22 protein-coding genes are annotated in these 20041 nt (G+C 39.5%); 5 read left to right on the top strand and 17 right to left on the bottom strand.

The genetic code is table 11. From position 1 onward, the window contains the following. Positions 1–18 precede the first annotated feature (18 nt). The 3 genes from CYP26_RS06720 to CYP26_RS06730 are packed head-to-tail and all read left to right on the top strand — an operon-like array spanning position 19 to position 1627. Positions 19–438, top strand: coding sequence for a chemotaxis protein CheX (locus CYP26_RS06720; RefSeq protein WP_002942548.1), 420 nt, complete (start codon positions 19–21; stop codon positions 436–438). Beyond that, a complete protein-coding gene (gene fliN, locus CYP26_RS06725; RefSeq protein ID WP_002942551.1) occupies positions 435–752 on the top strand; it encodes a flagellar motor switch protein FliN in 318 nt (105 codons plus the stop codon). The genes CYP26_RS06720 and fliN overlap by 4 nt, the downstream gene beginning before the upstream one ends. Next, on the top strand, positions 749–1627 hold the full coding sequence (locus CYP26_RS06730) for an excinuclease ABC subunit A (RefSeq protein WP_103607850.1): 879 nt from the start codon (positions 749–751) through the stop codon (positions 1625–1627). Before fliN ends, CYP26_RS06730 begins: the two co-directional genes overlap by 4 nt. A 340-nt stretch (positions 1628–1967) precedes the next feature. Here CYP26_RS06730 and CYP26_RS06735 read toward each other — a convergent pair whose 3' ends face one another. From CYP26_RS06735 to CYP26_RS06800, 14 genes are all read right to left on the bottom strand, one after another. Beyond that, positions 1968–3416, bottom strand: a complete 1449-nt coding sequence (locus CYP26_RS06735; protein WP_103630855.1) for a Ppx/GppA phosphatase family protein — start codon at positions 3414–3416, stop codon at positions 1968–1970. 3 nt (positions 3417–3419) lie between these two features. After that, entirely contained in the window at positions 3420–4637 is a 1218-nt protein-coding gene (locus tag CYP26_RS06740; RefSeq protein ID WP_181000883.1) for a sensor histidine kinase, read from the bottom strand. Positions 4638–4675: 38 nt separating this feature from the next. Next, positions 4676–5347, bottom strand: a complete 672-nt coding sequence (hsrA, locus tag CYP26_RS06745; RefSeq protein WP_002942555.1) for a homeostatic response regulator transcription factor HsrA — start codon at positions 5345–5347, stop codon at positions 4676–4678. A gap of 76 nt (positions 5348–5423) precedes the next feature. Next, on the bottom strand, positions 5424–5750 hold the full coding sequence (locus CYP26_RS06750) for a dihydroneopterin aldolase (RefSeq protein WP_002942574.1): 327 nt from the start codon (positions 5748–5750) through the stop codon (positions 5424–5426). After that, on the bottom strand, positions 5747–6358 hold the full coding sequence (gene plsY / locus CYP26_RS06755; protein ID WP_103607835.1) for a glycerol-3-phosphate 1-O-acyltransferase PlsY: 612 nt from the start codon (positions 6356–6358) through the stop codon (positions 5747–5749). The genes CYP26_RS06750 and plsY overlap by 4 nt, the downstream gene beginning before the upstream one ends. 59 nt (positions 6359–6417) lie before the next feature. Beyond that, the gene (locus CYP26_RS06760; protein WP_103630856.1) at positions 6418–8706 is read right to left on the bottom strand and encodes an ATP-binding protein; all 2289 of its coding nucleotides are present in this window, start codon (positions 8704–8706) and stop codon (positions 6418–6420) included. Positions 8707–8714: 8 nt separating this feature from the next. After that, complete coding sequence (locus CYP26_RS06765; RefSeq protein WP_103630857.1) at positions 8715–9797, bottom strand: PilZ domain-containing protein; 1083 nt, start codon at positions 9795–9797, stop codon at positions 8715–8717. A 122-nt stretch (positions 9798–9919) separates the two neighbouring features. Beyond that, positions 9920–10519, bottom strand: a complete 600-nt coding sequence (locus CYP26_RS06770; protein WP_021086863.1) for a peroxiredoxin — start codon at positions 10517–10519, stop codon at positions 9920–9922. Between the two features lie 197 nt (positions 10520–10716). Continuing rightward, entirely contained in the window at positions 10717–11721 is a 1005-nt protein-coding gene (locus CYP26_RS06775) for a beta-ketoacyl-ACP synthase III (protein WP_103630858.1), read from the bottom strand. A gap of 3 nt (positions 11722–11724) precedes the next feature. Beyond that, complete coding sequence (gene plsX, locus CYP26_RS06780; protein WP_103630859.1) at positions 11725–12714, bottom strand: phosphate acyltransferase PlsX; 990 nt, start codon at positions 12712–12714, stop codon at positions 11725–11727. A 3-nt stretch (positions 12715–12717) separates the two neighbouring features. After that, entirely contained in the window at positions 12718–12864 is a 147-nt protein-coding gene (gene rpmF / locus CYP26_RS06785; RefSeq protein ID WP_002942540.1) for a 50S ribosomal protein L32, read from the bottom strand. An 11-nt stretch (positions 12865–12875) separates the two neighbouring features. Continuing rightward, on the bottom strand, positions 12876–13235 hold the full coding sequence (locus tag CYP26_RS06790) for a hypothetical protein (RefSeq protein WP_103630860.1): 360 nt from the start codon (positions 13233–13235) through the stop codon (positions 12876–12878). 14 nt (positions 13236–13249) lie between these two features. Continuing rightward, positions 13250–13663 carry a nucleoside-diphosphate kinase gene (ndk, locus tag CYP26_RS06795; protein ID WP_002942517.1) on the bottom strand — a complete coding sequence of 138 codons (414 nt, stop codon included), beginning with the start codon at positions 13661–13663 and terminating at the stop codon, positions 13250–13252. A gap of 102 nt (positions 13664–13765) precedes the next feature. Further along, entirely contained in the window at positions 13766–14050 is a 285-nt protein-coding gene (locus tag CYP26_RS06800; RefSeq protein WP_002942606.1) for an NADH-quinone oxidoreductase subunit I, read from the bottom strand. A 173-nt stretch (positions 14051–14223) separates the two neighbouring features. Between CYP26_RS06800 and uvrA the strand changes: the two genes are divergently transcribed. Beyond that, the gene (gene uvrA / locus CYP26_RS06805) at positions 14224–17052 is read left to right on the top strand and encodes an excinuclease ABC subunit UvrA (RefSeq protein WP_103630861.1); all 2829 of its coding nucleotides are present in this window, start codon (positions 14224–14226) and stop codon (positions 17050–17052) included. Between the two features lie 118 nt (positions 17053–17170). Here uvrA and rpmA read toward each other — a convergent pair whose 3' ends face one another. The 3 genes from rpmA to CYP26_RS06820 form a co-directional block, all read right to left on the bottom strand. After that, on the bottom strand, positions 17171–17428 hold the full coding sequence (gene rpmA / locus CYP26_RS06810) for a 50S ribosomal protein L27 (protein WP_002942569.1): 258 nt from the start codon (positions 17426–17428) through the stop codon (positions 17171–17173). 11 nt (positions 17429–17439) lie between these two features. Next, positions 17440–17754: a 50S ribosomal protein L21 gene (gene rplU / locus CYP26_RS06815; RefSeq protein ID WP_002942523.1), complete on the bottom strand. Its 315-nt coding sequence runs from the start codon at positions 17752–17754 to the stop codon at positions 17440–17442. Between the two features lie 107 nt (positions 17755–17861). Then, positions 17862–18824 carry a hypothetical protein gene (locus CYP26_RS06820; RefSeq protein ID WP_103630862.1) on the bottom strand — a complete coding sequence of 321 codons (963 nt, stop codon included), beginning with the start codon at positions 18822–18824 and terminating at the stop codon, positions 17862–17864. Positions 18825–18967: 143 nt separating this feature from the next. On the opposite strand from CYP26_RS06820, the gene flhB reads away from it, so the two are divergent. Next, entirely contained in the window at positions 18968–20041 is a 1074-nt protein-coding gene (flhB, locus tag CYP26_RS06825; RefSeq protein ID WP_103630863.1) for a flagellar biosynthesis protein FlhB, read from the top strand.

Genomic DNA, 20041 nt, shown 5'->3' on the forward strand with positions numbered 1-20041 from the left:
AAGTCTTAAGGAAGAGATATGAGAAAAGTTATAGATGAAGCCACGAGCTATCTTTGCAAGGATACTTTGGGGTTGGATTTAGAGTTTGGCAAGAGCCTTGGTAAAGGATTTTACGGGGCTAGCATACCAGTTTATAAGGGTAAAAGCGAGTATCAGTTTTATCTATTTTTTAAAAAAGATACTTTAAAAATTTTCATGAATGCCTTTTTTGGTCACGAAGATGTTGATGGTGGCGATCTGGACGATCTTTGCAAAGAGATAGCCAATCAGATCATCGGCAAGGCTAAAAATCTGCTAAATGAAAAAGAGCCAAATGCTTATAAACTCGGAACGCCTGAGTTTTTGGGCGAGGTTGAGAATTTTGGCATAAAGCTAAAAGAAAAATTTATATATAAGATAAAAAATAGAACATTTCAAATAGGCTACAAGATACAATGAACGATGAAGGTGCGATAGAGACACTAGAACAGCTAGGGCTTTTTAAGAGCTATGATGAGCTTATGGACATAAGCGTTGATTTTATAGCTGAGCTAGGAACTACCACAGTTAGCATAAATGAGCTTTTGAAATTTGAAGCTGGCTCGGTCATAGACCTCGAAAAACCAGCTGGTGAGAGCGTGGAGCTATATATAAATAATAGAATTTTTGGAAAAGGCGAAGTAATGGTTTATGAGAAAAATTTAGCCATCAGGATAAATGAAATTTTGGACTCAAAGTCAGTTATTCAGTACTTCAAAAAAGAACTTTTATGAAATTTATACTATTTTTCGTGCTTTTTGCTACGCAGATCTTTGCCTCAAACTTGCTAACATACAACATCTATGAGCGCACCGACAGGGTCGATATCATGCTTAGCTTTGATGCGCCTTACGAGGGCAACATCTTTCAAAAGCGTGAAAAAGACACAACCTCTTTGATATTAAATTCTCTAAGCTATGATCAAAGTGCGAGCAAGGATATAAACTCAAAGATCATTCAAGAGCTAGATATTGAGCCAAAGCAAAATTCCTTAGTTTTAAATTTACGCTCAAACGATGCCATCATCGTAAATGCTTCAAAGACAACTGACAGCTTCGGACTTCGTATCCGCGTAACACTAAAAAACACAAAAACGCAAGTGCAAAATATGCCTCAAGCAAGCGCAAAGATAGAAACTACTAGCACGCCAAAGACAGAAAATGAACCTATGGTTAATATTGATTCAAGATACTTCATCGTCCTAAGTGTGCTCATAGCGCTTCTTATATTTTTATATGTTTTTAAAAGATATATCACTTCAAAAAGTAGTGATTTTAGCGGGTTTAAAACGCCGCAAAATCAGCCGCAGAACGACACAAAGTCGATGAACTGGCTACTTAAAAATCAAAATAGCGGCGTCAATATCATCTACGAAAAATATCTTGACCGCACAAACAAGCTAATGCTTCTAAGCTACGAAAATAGGCGCTATCTAGTGATAGTTGGCAGCTCAAACGTCATGCTTGATAGCTTTGGCGAGGACAAGATCCAAAATGAGCAGGACTTTGCAGTATTTTTTGAAGAAAATAAGAAAAAACTTGGCTCATTTTTGCAAGAGCGTCAAAATAGCTTAAATAACTACAAAGATAAAATGAGCGGGGAATTTTAACTCCACTTCACTACTAAATTTAAAAATTTAGAAGAGTGTTTTCGCAAATTTTAAAATTTGTAAATAAGACTCATGCAGTGCGAAGCACTGAAGTATGCTACCTCTAACGAGCGAGGGGATTGGAGGATTAAAAAGGGGGATAAGGTGACGGATTTCTCGTGTCTGCCACGTAGTTGCGAGCCTACAAATTTTAAAATTCCACTCACTCGCAAGAATTGACTACTGATTTTAGGCCTCGCAAAGCTTGCCACTAAAATCAGAGCCGAAATTACTCGTTCATGAAATTTTAAAATTTACCCAAATATACTAGCGTTTTTTAAAATTGTCAGCTACTTTTACTCTACACAAACGAAATGGCGAAAATTTCAGGTTTTGCGATCTTTTTTATCTCTTCTTTTGCCATTGCAAATTCTTTTGCACCCTCTATTTTTAGTGTGTGGCCGCTAAATTCAAAGCTTAAATTTAGCTTCTCACATGTTATATCAAGTGCCTTGGCTAGCGCAAGGATGAAGCTTAGCCACCTTACACACTCAGCCTTTGGTAATAAATTTTTATACTTTTCAAACTCGTAAATATTTTTCTTGCCATTTGTACCGATGACCGCGGCTATTAGTGCCTTTTGCTCATGTGAGAAGCCGTAGTTTAGGGCGTTTAGTATGATATAAGCTGAGTTTTTGTGATCGCCGTAAAAGCCTATCTCTTGACCGACGTTGTGAAGCTTTGCGGCAATTAGCAGCGTCTCAAGATAGCTCTCATTTAGCCCATGAAGCTTTTTAAGCGCCACAAAAATATCCTTTGCGTATCTTGCCACGGCTTTGTTGCAAGAGAGGATGAAGCGATCTTGTAGGCTTTTAACGCTTGGGTTAAAATTTTCTGGAAATTTAAGACTTGGACGCAAAAAGTCTTTTAAAAAGACGCCCTCTCTTACGCCAACGCCACTTGTGATGACGTTTTTGGCATTTAGCGCCTTGGCAAGGGCTAAAAATATATGTGCGCCCTCTCTGATGGTGTCATATCTATCTTTTTTTATAGGGAATTTATTTAGTTCTAGCACGCTAACGTTTGCGATGCTCTCGATGTAGGCTTGCTCGTCGCTAAGCTTGTAGCAAAAGCCATGCAGTGATGAGAGCGGATATAAATTTTTGCTCATTATGGCCGATGAGATCGCTCTTAAAGAGCCGCCGATCGCTATTAAATTTGGACACTTAAATCGCTCATCTATCTGCGCTGTGATCTGTGATAGAAATTTGGGTAGTTTGTTTAAATTTTTCTTATCAAAAAATAGCTCTTTTAGCCTCACTGTGCCTATATCAAGCGAGAGGACATCTACTATCTTGCCGTTACTTATCCTAGCAAGCTCAGTTGAGCCTCCGCCGATGTCGATAGTGACGCACTCGGCTAGATTATGAAGCAAATTTTTAGCCGCTATCGCTCCAAAAGTGGCCTCTTCCTTGCCGTCAATGACTTTTAAATTTATGCCAAGTTTTTTTCTTAAAAGCGAGATTAAAACGCCTGAGTTTGGAGCATCTCTAAGCGCTGAAGTGCCGACACATAGGACTTTAGAGCATTTATAGCTTTTTATGATGTTATCAAATTCGCTAAAAGCTTTGATGGCTTTTTGCATTGAAGCTTCTGAAATTTCGTTGTTTGAGCCGTATCCACCTTCGCCTAGTCGCACTTTGGTTTTGTATTCAGCTAGTATAAAAAATGCTAAGCGTGATGTGCGCTCAAATATTGCCATACGCATAGAATTTGAGCCAAGATCGATCACTGCGGTTCTCTTTGCCATTTTTTATCCTTTTAAATTTAAAACGAGGCTTGCAACTGCTCCGTTTGCACCCTCTCTATTTTTGATAGATATCTCAGCGCCAAGTGCCTGTGCTGCACCTTTTGCGAGAAATAGTCCAAGTCCAGCACCACCTTTGTTGCCGTATCTTTTAAATGGAGCAAACAGGTCCTTGCTCTCGTCTATGCCCACGCCCTCGTCGGTTATTTCGATGATAAATTTGCTCTTTTCAAGCTTCGAGCTAATCGTAATCGTGCTATTTTTTGGAGAAAATTTTATAGCATTTTGGACGAAATTTTGCACGATGTGAGTTAGCAGGCTGGTTTGGATGTTTAGATTAAAAATTTCAGGTTTTAGATCAAGTGTGAGATTTTTTTCTTCGCCTTTTGCGAGCACTTCGTAGTTTTTACCTAGTTTTTTTAAAAATGCGATCACGTCGGTATTTACTGGCTCTTCAAACTGCGCACCCTCTTGACGGCCTATCTCAAGGACTGAGCCTATCATAGCGTTCATGCCGTTGATCGCTTCGTTGTTTGATTTTAGCGCTTCTATGTATTTTTCGCTATCTCTTGGTTTTAAAAGTGTCACTTCGTTTTTTGTTTTCATAACGGCAAGTGGCGTCTTTAGCTCGTGAGCAACGCCTACAAAGAGCTCTTTTTGGTATAAAACGAAAGTTTGTATGCGAGTAATTAGCCTATTTATGCTGTTACCAAGTGGCAAAAACTCATCTGGCAGGCTTTTGATATCGATCTCTTTTAGAAATTTCTCATCTAAATTTGTAAGTTTGTGACTTAAAATTTTTATAGGTATTAAAAGCATTCTTGATAAAAACAGTGCGTAAAATAGCACCAAAAGTATCGCTGTGACATTTACGATTATAATATCTATAAAAATTTCTTCTACTATCTGGCTTTGAAGCGTCGTCTCTTTCTCTAGGACTAAGTAGTTACTATCATCTAGCCTTGTTGTTAGCGTGGTTGTGCTCTTATCTTTGATCTTTTGCATCACTAGGTAGGGTTTTTCGCCTTTAAGCTCGCCTGCTTTTATGGTGGCTAGAGTTTTGTTTGGGGTTTCTATAGTAAAAGTTTTTAGATTGTTAGGATTGAAATTTTGAGGATTGTTTTTGTAAGATATGGCTTGCTGGTTTAGCTCGCTAACTACACTTTGAAAAACGGTGACTCTTATGTAGTGATAGAGCATCACCGAAACAACGGCAATTAGCATCATCGCACCAGATGCTAATTGCAGTATAAATCTATTTCTTAAGCTTTTTTGGGAAAGCAAAATCTATATCCGCGTCTTCTAACAGTTTCTATTGTCGAAATATTTAGCGGTTTGTCCATTTTTTGGCGGATTTGGTTGATAGCAACCTCGATAACGTTTGGAGTTACAAGCTCTGGCTCTTCCCAGATAGCGTCAAGTAGTTGCTCTTTAGATACGATCTGATCTGAGTGTCTTGCAAGGTGAGTTAATACCTCAAATGGCTTACCTTTTAGCTCGATATCGCGGCCAAGATATGTGATCTTCTCTTCGTCAGGATTGATGATAAGCTCGTCTATCTTGATGATATTTGTACCGCCAAAGCGTAGTCTAGCCTCAAGTCTAGCTACTAAAATGTCAAAATCAAATGGCTTTTTGATGTAGTCATCAGCGCCAGCTCTAAGTGCTTTTATCTCGCTCTCTTTGTCGTCTTTTGCAGAAAGAACTACGACTGAGGTGCGTGGAGATTTATGTTTTATGATGTTTATAAGATCGACACCGTCACCATCTTGAAGCATCCAGTCAGTCAAAACTAGGTCGTAGTTTCTGATGCCGATGTAGTACTCAGCGTCTTTGAAATTTTCAGAGCTATCTGTCTGATAACCAAACTCTTGCAACCCCTCAGCAATCGTCTTATTTAGCGTTACTTCGTCTTCTACTATTAAAATACGCATTTCTTTTCCTTAAACTAAAATTTATGGTCGATTGTATCATAAATTAAGAAATATTTCAAGATACTTTAATAAATTTTTAAAAAACAGTGCTGATTTTTGCACCGACAATTGCATTTGGTAAAATCTCGGTTTTTAAAATCTCCATATCCAAGCTAGTAAGCGAGCTAAACCTCTCTTTTAGCGCTTTGCAGGTTGCTTCTAGTGACTCTTCTACACTTTGAAATTTCATTTCATTGTAAAATTCTTTTATAAAATCAGCCACCAAAACATAATCAATCAAGCTAGTTGAGCGAAATTCTAAGCTCACTTTTACTTCTTGCTTTGCAACTCGCTCAAAGTCAAACATCCCGATGACGGTTTGAAATTTGTAATCCTTAATAATCGTTGTTATTTCACTTTTCATACTACTTTTTGCTCCTTGCCTGAAAGCAGGCGAACGATATTTGGTATGTGCTTATAAACTACCAAAAATGCGATGATAAGGATCGGCGCGTGAGTGTAAATTTCATCAAGTTCTGGGTGGATGATGAAGCTTGATGCGATGAGAGCTATCAGCGCGCAAAGTGATGCTAGAGAGCTTATCTTTAAAAATTTACCGACCAAAAACCAAACGACAAGAGCGATTATTATCTCAACTGGCAAGAAAAATGCGAGCACGCCAGCCCCAGTTGCCACGCCTTTGCCACCTTGAAAGCCTAAAAATATAGAAAAACAATGTCCTGCCACACTTAAAACCGCCATCGTCCAAAGCACGCTTTGGCTAGCTCCAAGCAAAGAGGCTACGATGAGTGGTAAAACGCCCTTTAACACGTCACAAACTACGGTTAAAATGGCCAGTTTTTTGGCTAGTTTTGGATTTGTTTGCTTTAAAACTCTTAAAACATTTGTCGCGCCTATGCTTTTGCTGCCCTCTTTTTTTATATCAACATGTCCAAAAATTTTTGCTAGTATGAGCCCTGATGGGATGCTACCAAGCAAGTAACTAACGGCATAAAGTATTAAATTTTGCATATTTTACCTTTTAAATTTAAAGAGAAATGATATTAAAAAAATTCTAATTTTTTTATAAATCATCTCCACAAAAGCACGACTTTTTCGTCGTAGATGTCGCTTTTCTTTGGTGAAATTTGCGTTTCGTTTATCGTGATATTTTTAATATCATTTGCCTCTTTTAGCGCGTCGCACTCTTGTGCAAATTTCTCTTCAAGCTCGCTTATGGCTAAATTTATATCATTTACGCTTTGCTCGCTAAGCTTGACGTCGCTTCGCTCTTTTAAGACCTTGTTTGCGCTTCTGGCACTTGATGCGATCTTGCCGGCGTTTTGGCGAGATAAGAGCTTGTTGCCAAATATCGCTCCAAATATGCTTGCGCCTATATTTATAGCTGCGTCAAGGCCGCTTGCTGTCATATCTTTTTGCTCTTTATCAAGCTTTGCAAGGGCTTTATTTAGCTTATCTTGCAAGCTCTTTTGCTCTTTTTCAAATTTAGCCGTGAGCTTTGCGGTTTGCTCCTCTAAAATTTCGTTGCACTTATCCTGAAGCCTTATGAAAAACTCCTCTTTTGACTCGTTTTCTTTTGAGTAAATTCCCATCGCCTCAAAGGTGTTAAATTTGAAATTTCTATATAAAAACTCTTTAAATTCTTTTTCTAAAGCGTCAAAATTTTTAGCGCTCGTTATGAAATTTGGCACAGCTGCAAAGCTTGCACCGCTTGGCTCATTTTCGCTTGCATCAACGCGCATGCCTTCGCTAGCTTCGCTCCAGTTTGGCTCTTTGTCATCTTCATCAAGCTCATAAAGGTAGCTCACCTCGCAAATGCTATCAATGCCTTTTTTGGCGTCATAAATTCTCACCTTTGCACTTGCTAGTAAATTTGGCGTGAGGCTTTTTGAGCTGGTATAAAGCTGTGTGATCGCACTTGAGATGATAGGTTTTGCGCTAAATTTCATCTCGCTTTTGTCTACGCTTTGGCTGCTTAAATTTTCTTTTTTATCTTTCATCAAATTTGAAATTTGCTCACGGCTGAGTGGACCTTTTAGATAGCTAAGCGCCCAGCGAGTGGAGATGACGTTTAAGCCGTCTTCATTTATATTTTTAAGTAAGAAATTTCTTTTGGCTAAATTTGATATGAGATTTTCAAGTGAGGCTTTATCTAAGCTTGAACCTGCGATGCCGCTTAGGCCGTCGATCACGCGGGCTTTGTCCTGCGCTGTCTGGAGGCGGCCGATGAACCAAGTGCCGATGTTGCTAAGGCCTTTGTAGTCAAGATCGACCGGGTTTTGTGTGCTTAAAATGCAGCCTAAACCAAACGCACGAGCTTGTTTTAAGAGCGTGAGCATAGGCGTTTTTGACGGCGGATTTGCGTTTGGCGGAAAAAAGCCAAAAATTTCATCCATATATAGGATCGCTCTAAGTGAGCTAGTGCCCTCTGTGCCGCGCATCCACGCGATGACCTCGTTTAGTAAAAGGGTGACAAAAAACATTCTCTCAGCGTCATTTAGGTGCGAGATTGTAAAGATATTGCACTTTGCTTTGCCGTTTTCGTCAAAAAGCATCTTTGAAATTTCTAGTCTAACGCCCTGCGTCCAGCCTTTAAAGCTTGGGCTTGCGATGAGTGCGTTGATCTTCATGGCAAGCTTTAGACGCTCACTGCTTGGATAGAAGGTATCCACATCAAAAACGCCTATCTTTTTAAACGGCGGATTTGCTATGAAATTGATAAGCTCTTCGATGCTGACGTCTTTTTGCTCTTTAAATTTGCTCTCAAAAATAGTGGATATTAGCAGCTGCTCTTTTGAGCTCATATCCTCAGAACTCATGCCAATAAGCGATAGCACCGACGCTGCGAGTGAGTTTATATAGTTGCTAAAAATTTCTTCGTCACTAATATTTGGGCAGGCAAAGTCGCTAACTAGCGCCACACCTATACCAGCTGAGCTTTTTGGCGTGTAGATATTAAAGCTAGCGCTATCTTTTAAAATTTTTACTCGCTCGAGGTCTTGAAAGCTAGACTCTATGCCGTTTCTCCAAAGCTCGGCCTGAGTGGCGGCAAATTCCTCTACGCTTTGACCTTTATTTGCAGCCTCTGCTTCATCGACATAAGGTAAAAAATCCTCCGCTCTCATCTGCGGAAAGGTGAGGGCTAAATTTGTGATATCGCCCTTTGGATCGATGATGATAGAGGGGATGTTGTCTATGCAGGCCTCTTCTAAAAGCGTGATACCAAGGCCTGTTTTGCCACTACCTGTCATGCCGATAATGGCTGCGTGAGTGGTTAAGTCCTTGTTTTTATAAAAAAATGGCTCTTTATCTTTTAGTCCGATGTAAAAAAGTTTTAAATTCTCTTGTATGGTTTTCACTGATTGCCTTATTCGTATAAATTTATGCGTGAGCGAAGCTCGTCAAGTGTCTCTTTGACGCGTTTTTGCGTGAAGTCTTTTATCGTTTTGTCATCATCAACTAGCTGCATGCAGTATCTGATGTAGCCCTTGTATGCTAGCTCTGTGACAAGTTTTAGCTTTAAGGAGACGTTTTTTACTTCATTTGGTGAGAGTAAGATGTCAAAATTTGCCTCCAACTCTTCGCCGTCTTTGAAATTTGTAGCTTGTGAGCTTAATATACTTATGCCGCCCTCTGAGATGTCGTAAAGACTACCTTCAAGCTTACCTTGCTCACCTTTTAGAGAAATTTTGGTAAAGCGGTTTGGTAAGACGCGCTGAAATTTTCTCTTGTTTGCGTGCATGGTCGCTGTGCGCGAGAAATTTGAAAGAGTGACGCTTTTATCGGCGATATTGTAGTCGATGATGTCGGCGCGAAGTTGCTTTGAGAAGAAGCTATTTGGCAGGATAAAGCCCTTGCCATCTTGCTTCATAGCTAAAATTTGCATCATATCTACGCGGAAAACGACGCTATCTTCTTTAACCTCTAAAATTTCGGCTTCGTATTTTATATTTAGTCCGTCGTATAAATTTAAAAATTCAGGACGGACCTTGGCATTTTTCATGCGTGTAAATGTGTTGATCGGATCTTCGTAGAAAAATGAGCCAGTATCGATCATCTCTTTTACTGTGGTCTCTTGATGATTTTCGGCGTTATATAAAATTTCTTTCAACCTTGAGACGGCATTTACAAAGTAGCCCACATAGACTGCATCGTCGCAGGCGTGACTAAAATTTAGTGTCAAATTTAAAAGTAGGAAATTTATAAGGTCGTCTTTTGCGTTTAGTTTTGGTATTAGGCTGTTTAAGTCGTCGCGAATTTGTGTGGCATTTGGTTTTTGAATGAGTAGCGCGTCAAAGATGCTCTCAAGGCAAATTTTCATCTGCTCGTGCGGTACTACAAGGGTTAATTGTCTGCAAAATTTGATGCCCTCATCTATAAATTTAGCTCTTAAACCAAGTATGCAATCCTCGCAATTTTCGACAAGTTCTTGCCTGCCCTTAAACTCCATGGGGTCTCCAAAAAAGGTTATTTATTAAAACATTGCTATCATATATAAAGTTATATTAAAAAAATATTTAAATTTGTGTAGAGAGAGAATTTCTAGGCAAAGTTGCCTAGAAATTTGAATAATTATAGTTTGCTTTCGTTGTGTGAAAGGTAGTCAGCAACACCTTCAGTGCTTGGTTTCATACCAGAATCACCTTTGTGCCAGCCAGCTGGGCAAACTTCGCCGTGCTCATTTGTAAATAACATAGTATCTACCATTCTGATCATTTCGTCGATGTTTCTGCCAAGTGGTAGGTCGTTTATAACTGCGTGGCGAACTGTGCCGTCTTTGTCAAGTAGGAATGATCCGCGAAGTGCTACGCCAGCGTCTTCTAGAAGTACGTCAAAGCCACGAGCGATTGATTTTGTCATGTCAGCTACGATTGGGAAGCGAACTTTACCGATACCGCCTTTGTTTACTGGGGTCTCTTTCCATGCAAAGTGTGAGAACTGGTTGTCACAAGAAACTGCGATAACTTCGATACCGCGTGACTTGAACTCGTCATATCTTTTATCAAACGCGATGATCTCGCTTGGGCAAACGAATGTAAAGTCCATTGGGTAGAAAAATACAACAGCGCCTTTTTCGCCGATGTTTTTGTAAAGGTTGAAATCATTTACGATTTGATTGTTTCCTAAAACTGCTGCAGCTGTAAAGTCAGGTGCTTTTTTTGTTACTAACATATTTTCTCCTTAATAATAAATTTTATTGATTGCGAAATTATATCCATAAAAATTTAAATTCTAATTAAATAGATCTGAAAATTTAAAACATTGTAATTTTAATATGCATTTAAAAATGAATGGAAATTTTTAAAAATTTATAGAGGGTGTTGTAGAAATTTTATTAAATTTAGAGTTTTGGGTGAAAAAGCGGCTGATTACAGATCGCTAAAATTTTTTCCGCCAAATTTTAGTATCGCTGAACCCCAAGTAAAGCCGCCACCAAATGCGTCAAGAAGTAAAACTGAACCATTTTTAATGCGTCCATCCTCGTAAGCATCATTCATCGCCATCGGAATCGAAGCAGAGCTTGTGTTGCCGTATTTTGCAACTGTCAAAACGCACTGCTCGTCGGTGAAATTTAGCCTATTTTTTACAGCATCTATTATCCTGATATTTGCTTGATGAGGTATGAAAAAGTCGATATCTTCGCTTTGCATTTTGTTTGCATGTAAAATTTCTATCACGCTTTTGCTAAGCGTTTGAACTGCTATCTTAAAGACCTCATTTCCACTCATGTGGATGAAATTTAGCCTATTTTTTAGCGTCTCTTCGCTAGCTGGAAATGCACTACCACATCCTGGAGTTATCAAAAGCTCAGCCTGTCTGCCGTCGCTTGCAGTGTGGATGTCAATGATCTCGTTTTCTTCGCTCGCACTTATCACAGCAGCACCAGCTCCGTCACCAAAAAGTATGCAAGTGCTTCTATCTGTGTAGTCGATCATCGAGCTTAGTTTTTCAGCTCCTATGATCAAAACATTTTTCTTAGCACCACTTGTAACAAGGGAATTTGCAAGCTCTAAAAGATAGATAAAGCCAGTGCAAGCCGCACTTATGTCAAAAGCTGTGATGCCAAAATTTAAATCCAAATTTGCAGCTATCTTACAAGCGGTTGAAGGCATGCAAAGATGATCTGGAGATATCGTAGCGCAGATTACCGCGTCGATTTGTGATTTTTCAAGTCCTGAGCGCTTTATAGCTAGCTCGGCAGCTTTTGTACCAAGATCGCTTGTTATCTCAGTCGTTGCGATATGTCTTTGCTCTATACCGGTTCGCTTCACTATCCACTCATCGCTCGTATCGACCATTTTTTCAAAATCAAAATTTGTTAAAATTTTTTCTGGGACATATGACGCAATGGAGATCAATGAAGCTTTTGGCATATTTTACCTTGCAAAGTGTGAAAGTTCTTCTTCTATAACTTTATTTATATTCGAGTTAGCAAATTTAATTGCTTGAAAGATTGCATTTTTTATAGCTTTTGAGTTGCTTTTGCCGTGACTTATGATGACGCAGCCATTTACACCAAGAAGCGGAGCACCGCCGTACTCATCGTAGCTGACCTGTTTTTTTAGAGTTTTGAAAACTTTTCTCATAAGCACCGATCCAGCCATAGCAAGAGGTGATTTTTTGACTTGCTTTTTTATGATCTTGCCTATGGCATCAGCGACGCCTTCGCTCGTTTTTAATAGGATATTTCCCATAAAACCGTCGCAAACCATGACATCAATGCTACCATCAAAAATTTGATTGCCCTCTGCATTGCCAACAAAGCTATCAAGTCTAGAAATTAGTTTAAAAGCCTCTTTGCTGACTTCATTGCCTTTACTCTCTTCTTCGCCATTTGACAAAAGACCTACTTTTGGCTCTTTTCTGCCTAAAATTTCTTTTGCATAGGCTTCACCCATTATGGCAAATTGAAACAAGTGTTCGCTTCTGCAATCAACATTTGCACCAACATCCAAAACCAAAGTAGCTGTCTCTTTTGAATTAGGCATAAGCGTAGCAATTGCTGGACGAGATACATTTTTTAATCTACCAACTCTTAATGTGGCTAAGCTCATAGTAGCACCGCTGTGACCAGCAGAAACGACAGCATCAACATTTTTGTCTTTTAAAAGCTCAACAGCTTTGTAGATCGTGCTATCTTTTCTTTTTAGCGCGTCTGTTGCTCCGTCAGCCATAGAGATGACTTCAGTAGCTTCTATAAATTCTATATTTTTTAAATAGGGTTGTGGGATGAGTGGTTTTATGGCATTGCTATCGCCAACTAATACAGCTTTAAATTCTGTCTCTTTTAGTGCTTCAATAACGCCAGATATTATAGGATCTGCACCAAAATCACCACCCATAGCATCAATAGCAATGCGAATCATATTTTAGTATTCACCTGTTGTTTTGTTTATGCGGTGAGGCATTTTCCAAGAACCATCTTTGTCTTTTACAGGCACTGGAAGTGTAACTTTGTAATGTGTTCTACGTTTTGCTGCACGAGAATGACTCACTCTACGCTTTGGTACTGCCATTTTACTCTCCTTTATAAATTTTTACATTTTTCACAATAAAAATAATCGCTCTTAAAAGCTTCTAGCTCACTTTCAAAAACTTCTTTTAAATCAATATTGCCATCAAAAAATTCAACCGTATCGCTAAGCTCGTTTTCTCTGTCTTTATAGACACCATCGCTTAAATTTAGCTCTACGTCTTGATCGACTGGCAACATAAATTCATCACCGCATCGATCGCAAATATATTTTATCTCGCCCTTTATGGTGCCTTGACATTTTACCAAAAAAGGGTCTTTTCTTTTTAAAATTCCACTAAAAAATAGATCATTGTTTCTTACTAGCTCAAAGTTTATCTCTTTGTTTGCTATTTTAGAAAACGGAATAATCAAATTTTAGTCCAAAATTAGCAAATTTCTCTTGAAGCAAAGAAGAAATTTATCTCATTTACAGCGTTTTCTAGGCTGTCGCTTCCGTGAACTGCATTTGCGTCAATGCTATCAGCAAAATCAGCTCTGATAGTGCCAGGAGCTGCTTCTTTTGGGTTAGTTGCGCCCATTAGCTCGCGGTTTTTAGCAACTGCATTTTCGCCTTCTAAAACCATAACTACGACTGGTCCGCTTACCATAAAATCAACTAGGTCGTTGAAGAAAGGTCTATCTTTATGAACTGCATAAAATGCTTTTGCATCGCATTTGCTAAGTTTGATTTTCTTTGCAGCTGCGATTCTTAAGCCATTGCTTTCAAATCTATCTATAATCTTTCCAACAACATTTTTCTTAACAGCGTCAGGCTTAATAATAGAAAGTGTTCTTTGCATAAATTTTCCTTAAAATTTAGGTTATTTAAATGAAGTTGGCAATTATATCAAATAAAGCTTAAAAATAAAATAGGCTCAAATTTGAGCCTAAATTTTGTAAATTTATTGGATAACTGGAGTGCTGCCAGTGCGAGCGTCAGCACCGATTTGATCACGTGAAGGTTGTCCTGCTACTACGGCATCCCAAACGATGCAACCGTCAGTTGGACAGGCAGATGCACAGGCTGGCTCGTCGTTGTAACCTACGCACTCAACGCATTTGTTTGAATAAACATAGTATGTATCTGCTCCAGTTGGGTTGTCGCTATCATCAACAATAGCTGAAACTGGGCACTCATCGATGCATGAACCACAGCTTATGCATATATCGGTTATTTTTACAGACATTTTTTCTCCTTAAATAAAATTTTGGCGTAGAATATCAAAAAAAACTGAAAATGATATAAATATACTCTTAAATTTTTATAACACGCTTAATTTCTCTAAACTACTTTATAAAGTTTTTATCACTTTTAGACTAAATTTACAGATTAAAATTTTAAAAAGGTCGTATAAATTTAATGAATGATACTATAAAAATAACTGGCGCGCGAGAGCACAATCTTAAAAATTTAAACCTTGAAATTCCTAAAAATAAATTAGTGGTTTTTACTGGTCTTAGCGGCAGTGGCAAGAGTACGCTAGCCTTTGACACGCTCTATGCTGAGGGGCAGCGTAGATATATGGAGAGTCTTAGCAGCTATGCTAGGCAGTTTTTAGACCGCGTGGGCAAGCCTGATGTAGATAAGATCGAGGGTTTAACGCCTGCAATTGCGATAGACCAAAAGACAACCTCTAAAAACCCTCGCTCAACGGTTGGCACGATCACTGAAATTTATGATTATCTAAGGCTTTTATACGCAAGGGTTGGCGTGCAGCACTGCCATAAATGCGGCAAACCTATCTCAAAAATGAGTGCAAGCGACATCATAAATGAAATTTCAAAGCTCCCACTTGGCGCAAAAGTGATCATCTATGCGCCGCTAGTTCGTGAGAAAAAGGGCACATGGGCGGATTTGATCGAAAATTTACGCCAAAAAGGCTTTGTTAGAGCGCAGATAGATGGCGTGGTGGTGAGGCTTGACGAGGAGATAGAGCTTGCAAAAACGAAAAAACACACGATAAAGGTTATCGTCGATAGGATCGCCATCGATGAGCAAAATCACGAACGCCTTGCAAGCGACGTGGAAAAAGCGCTAAATGAGAGCTTTGGCGAGGTCGAGATAGAGATCGCAAACGCCGACGAACTGGGCTTAAAAGAGAGTTTTATACATTACAGCGAGCACATGGCTTGTTTTGATTGTAAAATTTCATTTACGCCGCTTGAGCCGCTAAGCTTTAGCTTTAACTCACCAAAGGGCGCTTGCGAGCACTGCGACGGACTTGGTATAAGATATAGCCTAGATATGAGCAAGATCATCGACGAGGAAAAGTCGATAGAAAATGGCGCAATAAAACTACTTTACGGCTACAACATGAGCTATTACTATAAATTTTTACTTGCTTTTTGTGAGCAAAATGAGATCGACATTAAAAAACCATATTATGAGCTTAGCGAAGATGAAAAAAGGCTCGTTTTATATGGCAGCGTGAAGGAGGTTTCGTTCTTTTGGAAGCGAAACAAACTGCTTAGAAAATTTGATGGAGTAGTTAAAATTTCACACGGACTTTTGAAGGATTACAAAGACTTTGACGAGTATATGAGTGAGAAAATTTGTGACGCTTGTAATGGCCACAGGCTAAAGCCTCAAAGCTTAGCAGTTAAGGTCGCTGGTCTTGGGCTTGGTGAAATTTTGGATATGAGCATAGAAAACTGCACCGCATTTTTTTCAAATGAGAAAAATTTCGCCTATCTTAGCGACTACGACAAGGCGATCGCAAAGCCTATCTTAAAAGAGATCAACGAGAGGCTTTTCTTTTTGTACGACGTGGGGCTTGGCTACTTATCGCTTGGGCGAGATGCTAGGACGATCAGTGGTGGCGAGGCGCAGCGCATCAGGATCGCGAGTCAGATAGGAAGTGGGCTAAGTGGCGTCATGTACGTGCTTGATGAGCCAAGTATCGGCCTTCATGAGCGAGATACTCTAAAACTTATAAAAACGCTTAGAAATTTGCAAGCCAAAGGTAACTCCGTAATCGTCGTCGAGCATGATAAAAAGACGATAGAGGAGGCTGACTATATCGTGGATATCGGCCCTGGAGCTGGTAAATTTGGCGGTAGCGTAGTCTTTGCAGGCACGGCAAAAGAGCTTTTAGACTCAAACACTCAGACTGCACAATACATAAATGGTAAGAAAAAGATCGACTACCAAAAAAATAGAAAAGCCGAAAAGTGGCTCGAAATTTCAAATGTAAATATCAATAATATCTCAAATTTAACCGCTAAATTTCCACTTAGAAATTTAGTTGGCATCACCGGTGTCTCAGGATCTGGCAAGAGTTCGCTAGTGCTTCAGACCTTGCTTCCAGAGGCGCAGGAGCAGCTAAATAGAGCTAAAAAAGTGAAAAAGATAGCTGGGGTAAATTTAAGCGGACTTGAGAATTTAGACAAGGTTATTTATCTTGATCAAAGCCCGATCGGTCGCACTCCACGCTCAAATCCAGCGACATACACTGGTGTGATGGATGAGATAAGAAATTTATTTGCGCAGACTAAAGAGGCAAAGCTTAGGGGCTATAAAATAGGGCGCTTTAGCTTCAACGTCAAAGGCGGGCGCTGCGAGAAGTGCCAAGGCGAGGGCGAAATCACGATCGAGATGCACTTTTTACCTGATATCAACGTGGTTTGTGACGTTTGTAACGGCGCTAGATATAACGCTCAGACTTTGGAAATTTTATATAAGGGCAAAAATATCGCCGAGGTGCTAAATATGAGCATAGATGAGGCGGTTGAGTTTTTTAAGGCTGTGCCAAAGATCGCTTCAAAGCTCACCACGCTGCAAGACGTGGGGCTTGGCTACATCACGCTTGGACAAAATGCAGTCACACTTAGCGGCGGCGAGGCGCAGCGCGTAAAGCTAGCAAAAGAGCTTAGTAGAAGTGACACTGGAAATACGCTTTACATCCTTGATGAGCCAACGACAGGACTTCATTTTGCAGATGTTGATAGGCTGGTAAAGGTGCTAAATCACCTAGTTGATCTTGGAAATTCTGTTTTTGTGATCGAGCATAATATGGACGTCATCAAAAACTGCGACTATATCGTAGATATGGGACCAGAAGGCGGTGCAAAAGGCGGTAAAGTAATAGCGTGCGGCAATGTAAAAGAGGTGGCTAAAAACTACAAAAAAACTGGCAGCTACACGGGGGAATTTCTAGCGCAAGAGCTTGCTTTATTAAAAGTGAAATAAAATAAATTTAGTAGTTTGGTGTTTGTCTAAAATGCCAAGCTATATATAATAAATAAGATAAATTAAATTTGTTAAATTTTAGGGGATTTAAAAAGAAAAGGGGCAAAAGCCCCTGGGGTTATGCAGCTGGATAAACAGATACTTTTTTTCTGTTTTTATCAAGTCTTTCAAATTTTACAAAGCCATCAACTAATGCAAAAATAGTGTGATCTTTGCCAAGACCTACGTTATTTCCAGCGTGAGTTGCTGTTCCTCTTTGGCGGATGATTATATTTCCAGCACGAACGAACTCGCCACCAAATTTCTTAACACCTAATCGGCGTCCGATACTATCACGGTTATTCTGGGTTGAACCTTGACCTTTTTTGTGTGCCATATCTTATCTCCTTAAGCTGCGATACTTACGACTTTTACACGTGTAAATTGTCTTCTAAAGCCGCGTTTTAGTTTTGAGTCTTTACGTCTGCGTTTTTTGTAGATAACTACTTTTTTGTCTTTGCCTTCATTAACGACCTCAAGAACAACTTTTGCACCCTTAACAAATGGCGCACCTACCTTTACTTCGCCGTCGTTTACAGCTAAAACTTCTGTAATCTCAACGGTTGATTTAGCTTCAGCGCTAAAGTGATCTAGCTTAAGGAACTCGCCCTCGCTAACACGATATTGCTTGCCGCCATGCTTAAATATAGCGTATTTTGACATACTCTACCTTTCTAAAATTTGGTAAGACCAAAAAGCACTTTTTTGCAAAAGATTTATGGAGCTTTGTTGGTTGTAAGGTGTGAATATTAGCTAAAAGTTTATAAATTCTACTTTAATGCCCCTGGTTTTATGATCTCACCCGCTAAATTTTTTATCATAGAGGTATGATCTAGGAAAAATGTTTTGTCATTTGGCAAATGTGGCTGATATATCAGCGTCTTGGCTACTGGTGCACTTAAGATCACATTTATCAGTTCAAATTCAGGCGGCAAGACAAAATAAAGTTTTGGCTTAGGAATTTCATTTTGAAAGAGCCTTTGTGCGTAAAATTTACTGAAATTTTCATTTTTTGGTAGTTTTATCTTTTTAAAGAGCTCAAATGGCAAAAAGTAGTGTGCTAGTGCGTGAAGTCCGTGAGCAAAGATGTAGAGCCGCTTTTCAAATTTAGGTGCCTCCGTCCTACCAAAAGTGGAGCAAAATTTCTGCAAATGCTCGCTCATAGCGGCCGTATCTTTTTCGTGTAGGGCAAGCATAAATTTAACTGCTTCTCTTTCATTTGCTGGCTTTTTGGACTCTGCAAAAGTGCGTGCTTTTTCTAGGGCAGGGGCAAGTAAATTTTCATCTTGCCAAAGTATCGCTGTGAGAAGATCGTGCATGACGCATAGAAATTTATAGCCGTTTTTGCTAGGTGGCAGGCCTTTTGGAAAGATCCTTGCCATGCTCTCTGCGTCACCACAAGCGATAGCAAAAAACGCAGGGATCAGCTTCTCGCACTGATCATATCCGCCGCTGCATCCTGGGAGTAAATTTAATTTAGCGTATTGAAAAATGAGATCATTTAGTGCCTCAGCGTCGCCCTCAGCTAGGCACTTTTCAAGGCAAAAATCGTAACGCCTAGCTCTTGAAAAAGAGAGTAATCGTATGAGCTCACATAAAAAGTCGTAATCGTTTAAATTTTTCTCTTTTATCTCGGCGTAAATGCTTGCATATTCGTCTAAAAGTAGCTCTTCATCGCTTTTTGGTGGTTTTTTGGTTTTGAAAATGTTAAATAAGCTTTCTAAAAATGACATTTTGCCTCTCCATATTTTTGCTAATTTTAGCCAAAAACGCCTAAAATGGCTTAGTTTTTTGGCTCACAAAAAGTTAAATTTAGCGGATATTTTAACCTTGTTTTGGCTATAATCGCCCAAATTTAAGCAACCCTAGGACAAAAATGGCAGGCGAAGATCAGGAAAAAACCGAAGAAGCGACCCCCAAAAAGATAGAAGACGCCAAAAAGGACGGCAACGTCCCCAAAAGTCAGGATCTATCTGGCTTTGTAACCCTAGTTATTGCTATTGGTGTGCTGCTTGCGATGCTAAATTTCATGAAAGATCAGGTCATCTCGCTTTACATCTATTACTCTAAATTTATTGGTCAGCCACTGACCTTGCCAACGGTAAAAATGATCGTTGTAAATACCTTTGGTAGGGCACTTCTGATGATCCTGCCAGTTTGTATCTGCGTCGCGGTTGCCGGCATAATCGCAAATGTAATGCAGTTTGGTTTTATATTTACCACAAAGCCTATAACGCCAAATTTTGGCAAGATAAATCCACTAAAAGGGCTAAAAAATTTATTTTCTATGAAAAAGGCGATCGAGAGCGTCAAGATCGTCGTTAAAGTAAGCATTGTCTTTGGTGTTGGATTTTACTTTTTCTTGCAGTTTATCAAAGAGCTTCCGCACACGCTATTTTTTTCTATGTTTGACCAGCTTGTGTGGCTAAAAGAGAAACTCATCATCTTAGTTAGCGTCATGCTTTTTATACTTTTTGTGATCGGTCTTGCTGACCTGCTTATCGTGCGTTTTCAGTATTTTAAGGATCTTCGCATGAGCAAGCAAGAGATCAAGGACGAGTATAAACAGATGGAGGGCGACCCGCAGGTAAAAGGTAGGATCCGCCAAGCGCAAATGCGTGCAGCTAAGCGGCGAATGATGCAAAATATCCCACAAGCTGATGTCGTCATCACAAACCCAACTCACTACGCCGTGGCAATCAGATACGATAAAAGCCGCGATGAAGCTCCGATAATACTTGCTAAAGGGGTTGATTTCTTAGCGCTTCAGATAAAGAAAGTGGCTGTTGAAAACGGAGTGCAAATTTATGAAAATCCACCTCTTGCAAGGGAACTTTATAGAGTTTGTGAGGTCGATGATACGATACCAGCGCATCTTTTTAGGGCAGTAGCTGAAGTGCTAAGCTTTGTTTATATGAGCAATAAGCAGAAATTTCAAGATAAGCTTTGA

It is taken from the genome of Campylobacter concisus, assembly GCF_002913225.1.
Lineage (GTDB): Bacteria > Campylobacterota > Campylobacteria > Campylobacterales > Campylobacteraceae > Campylobacter_A > Campylobacter_A concisus_J.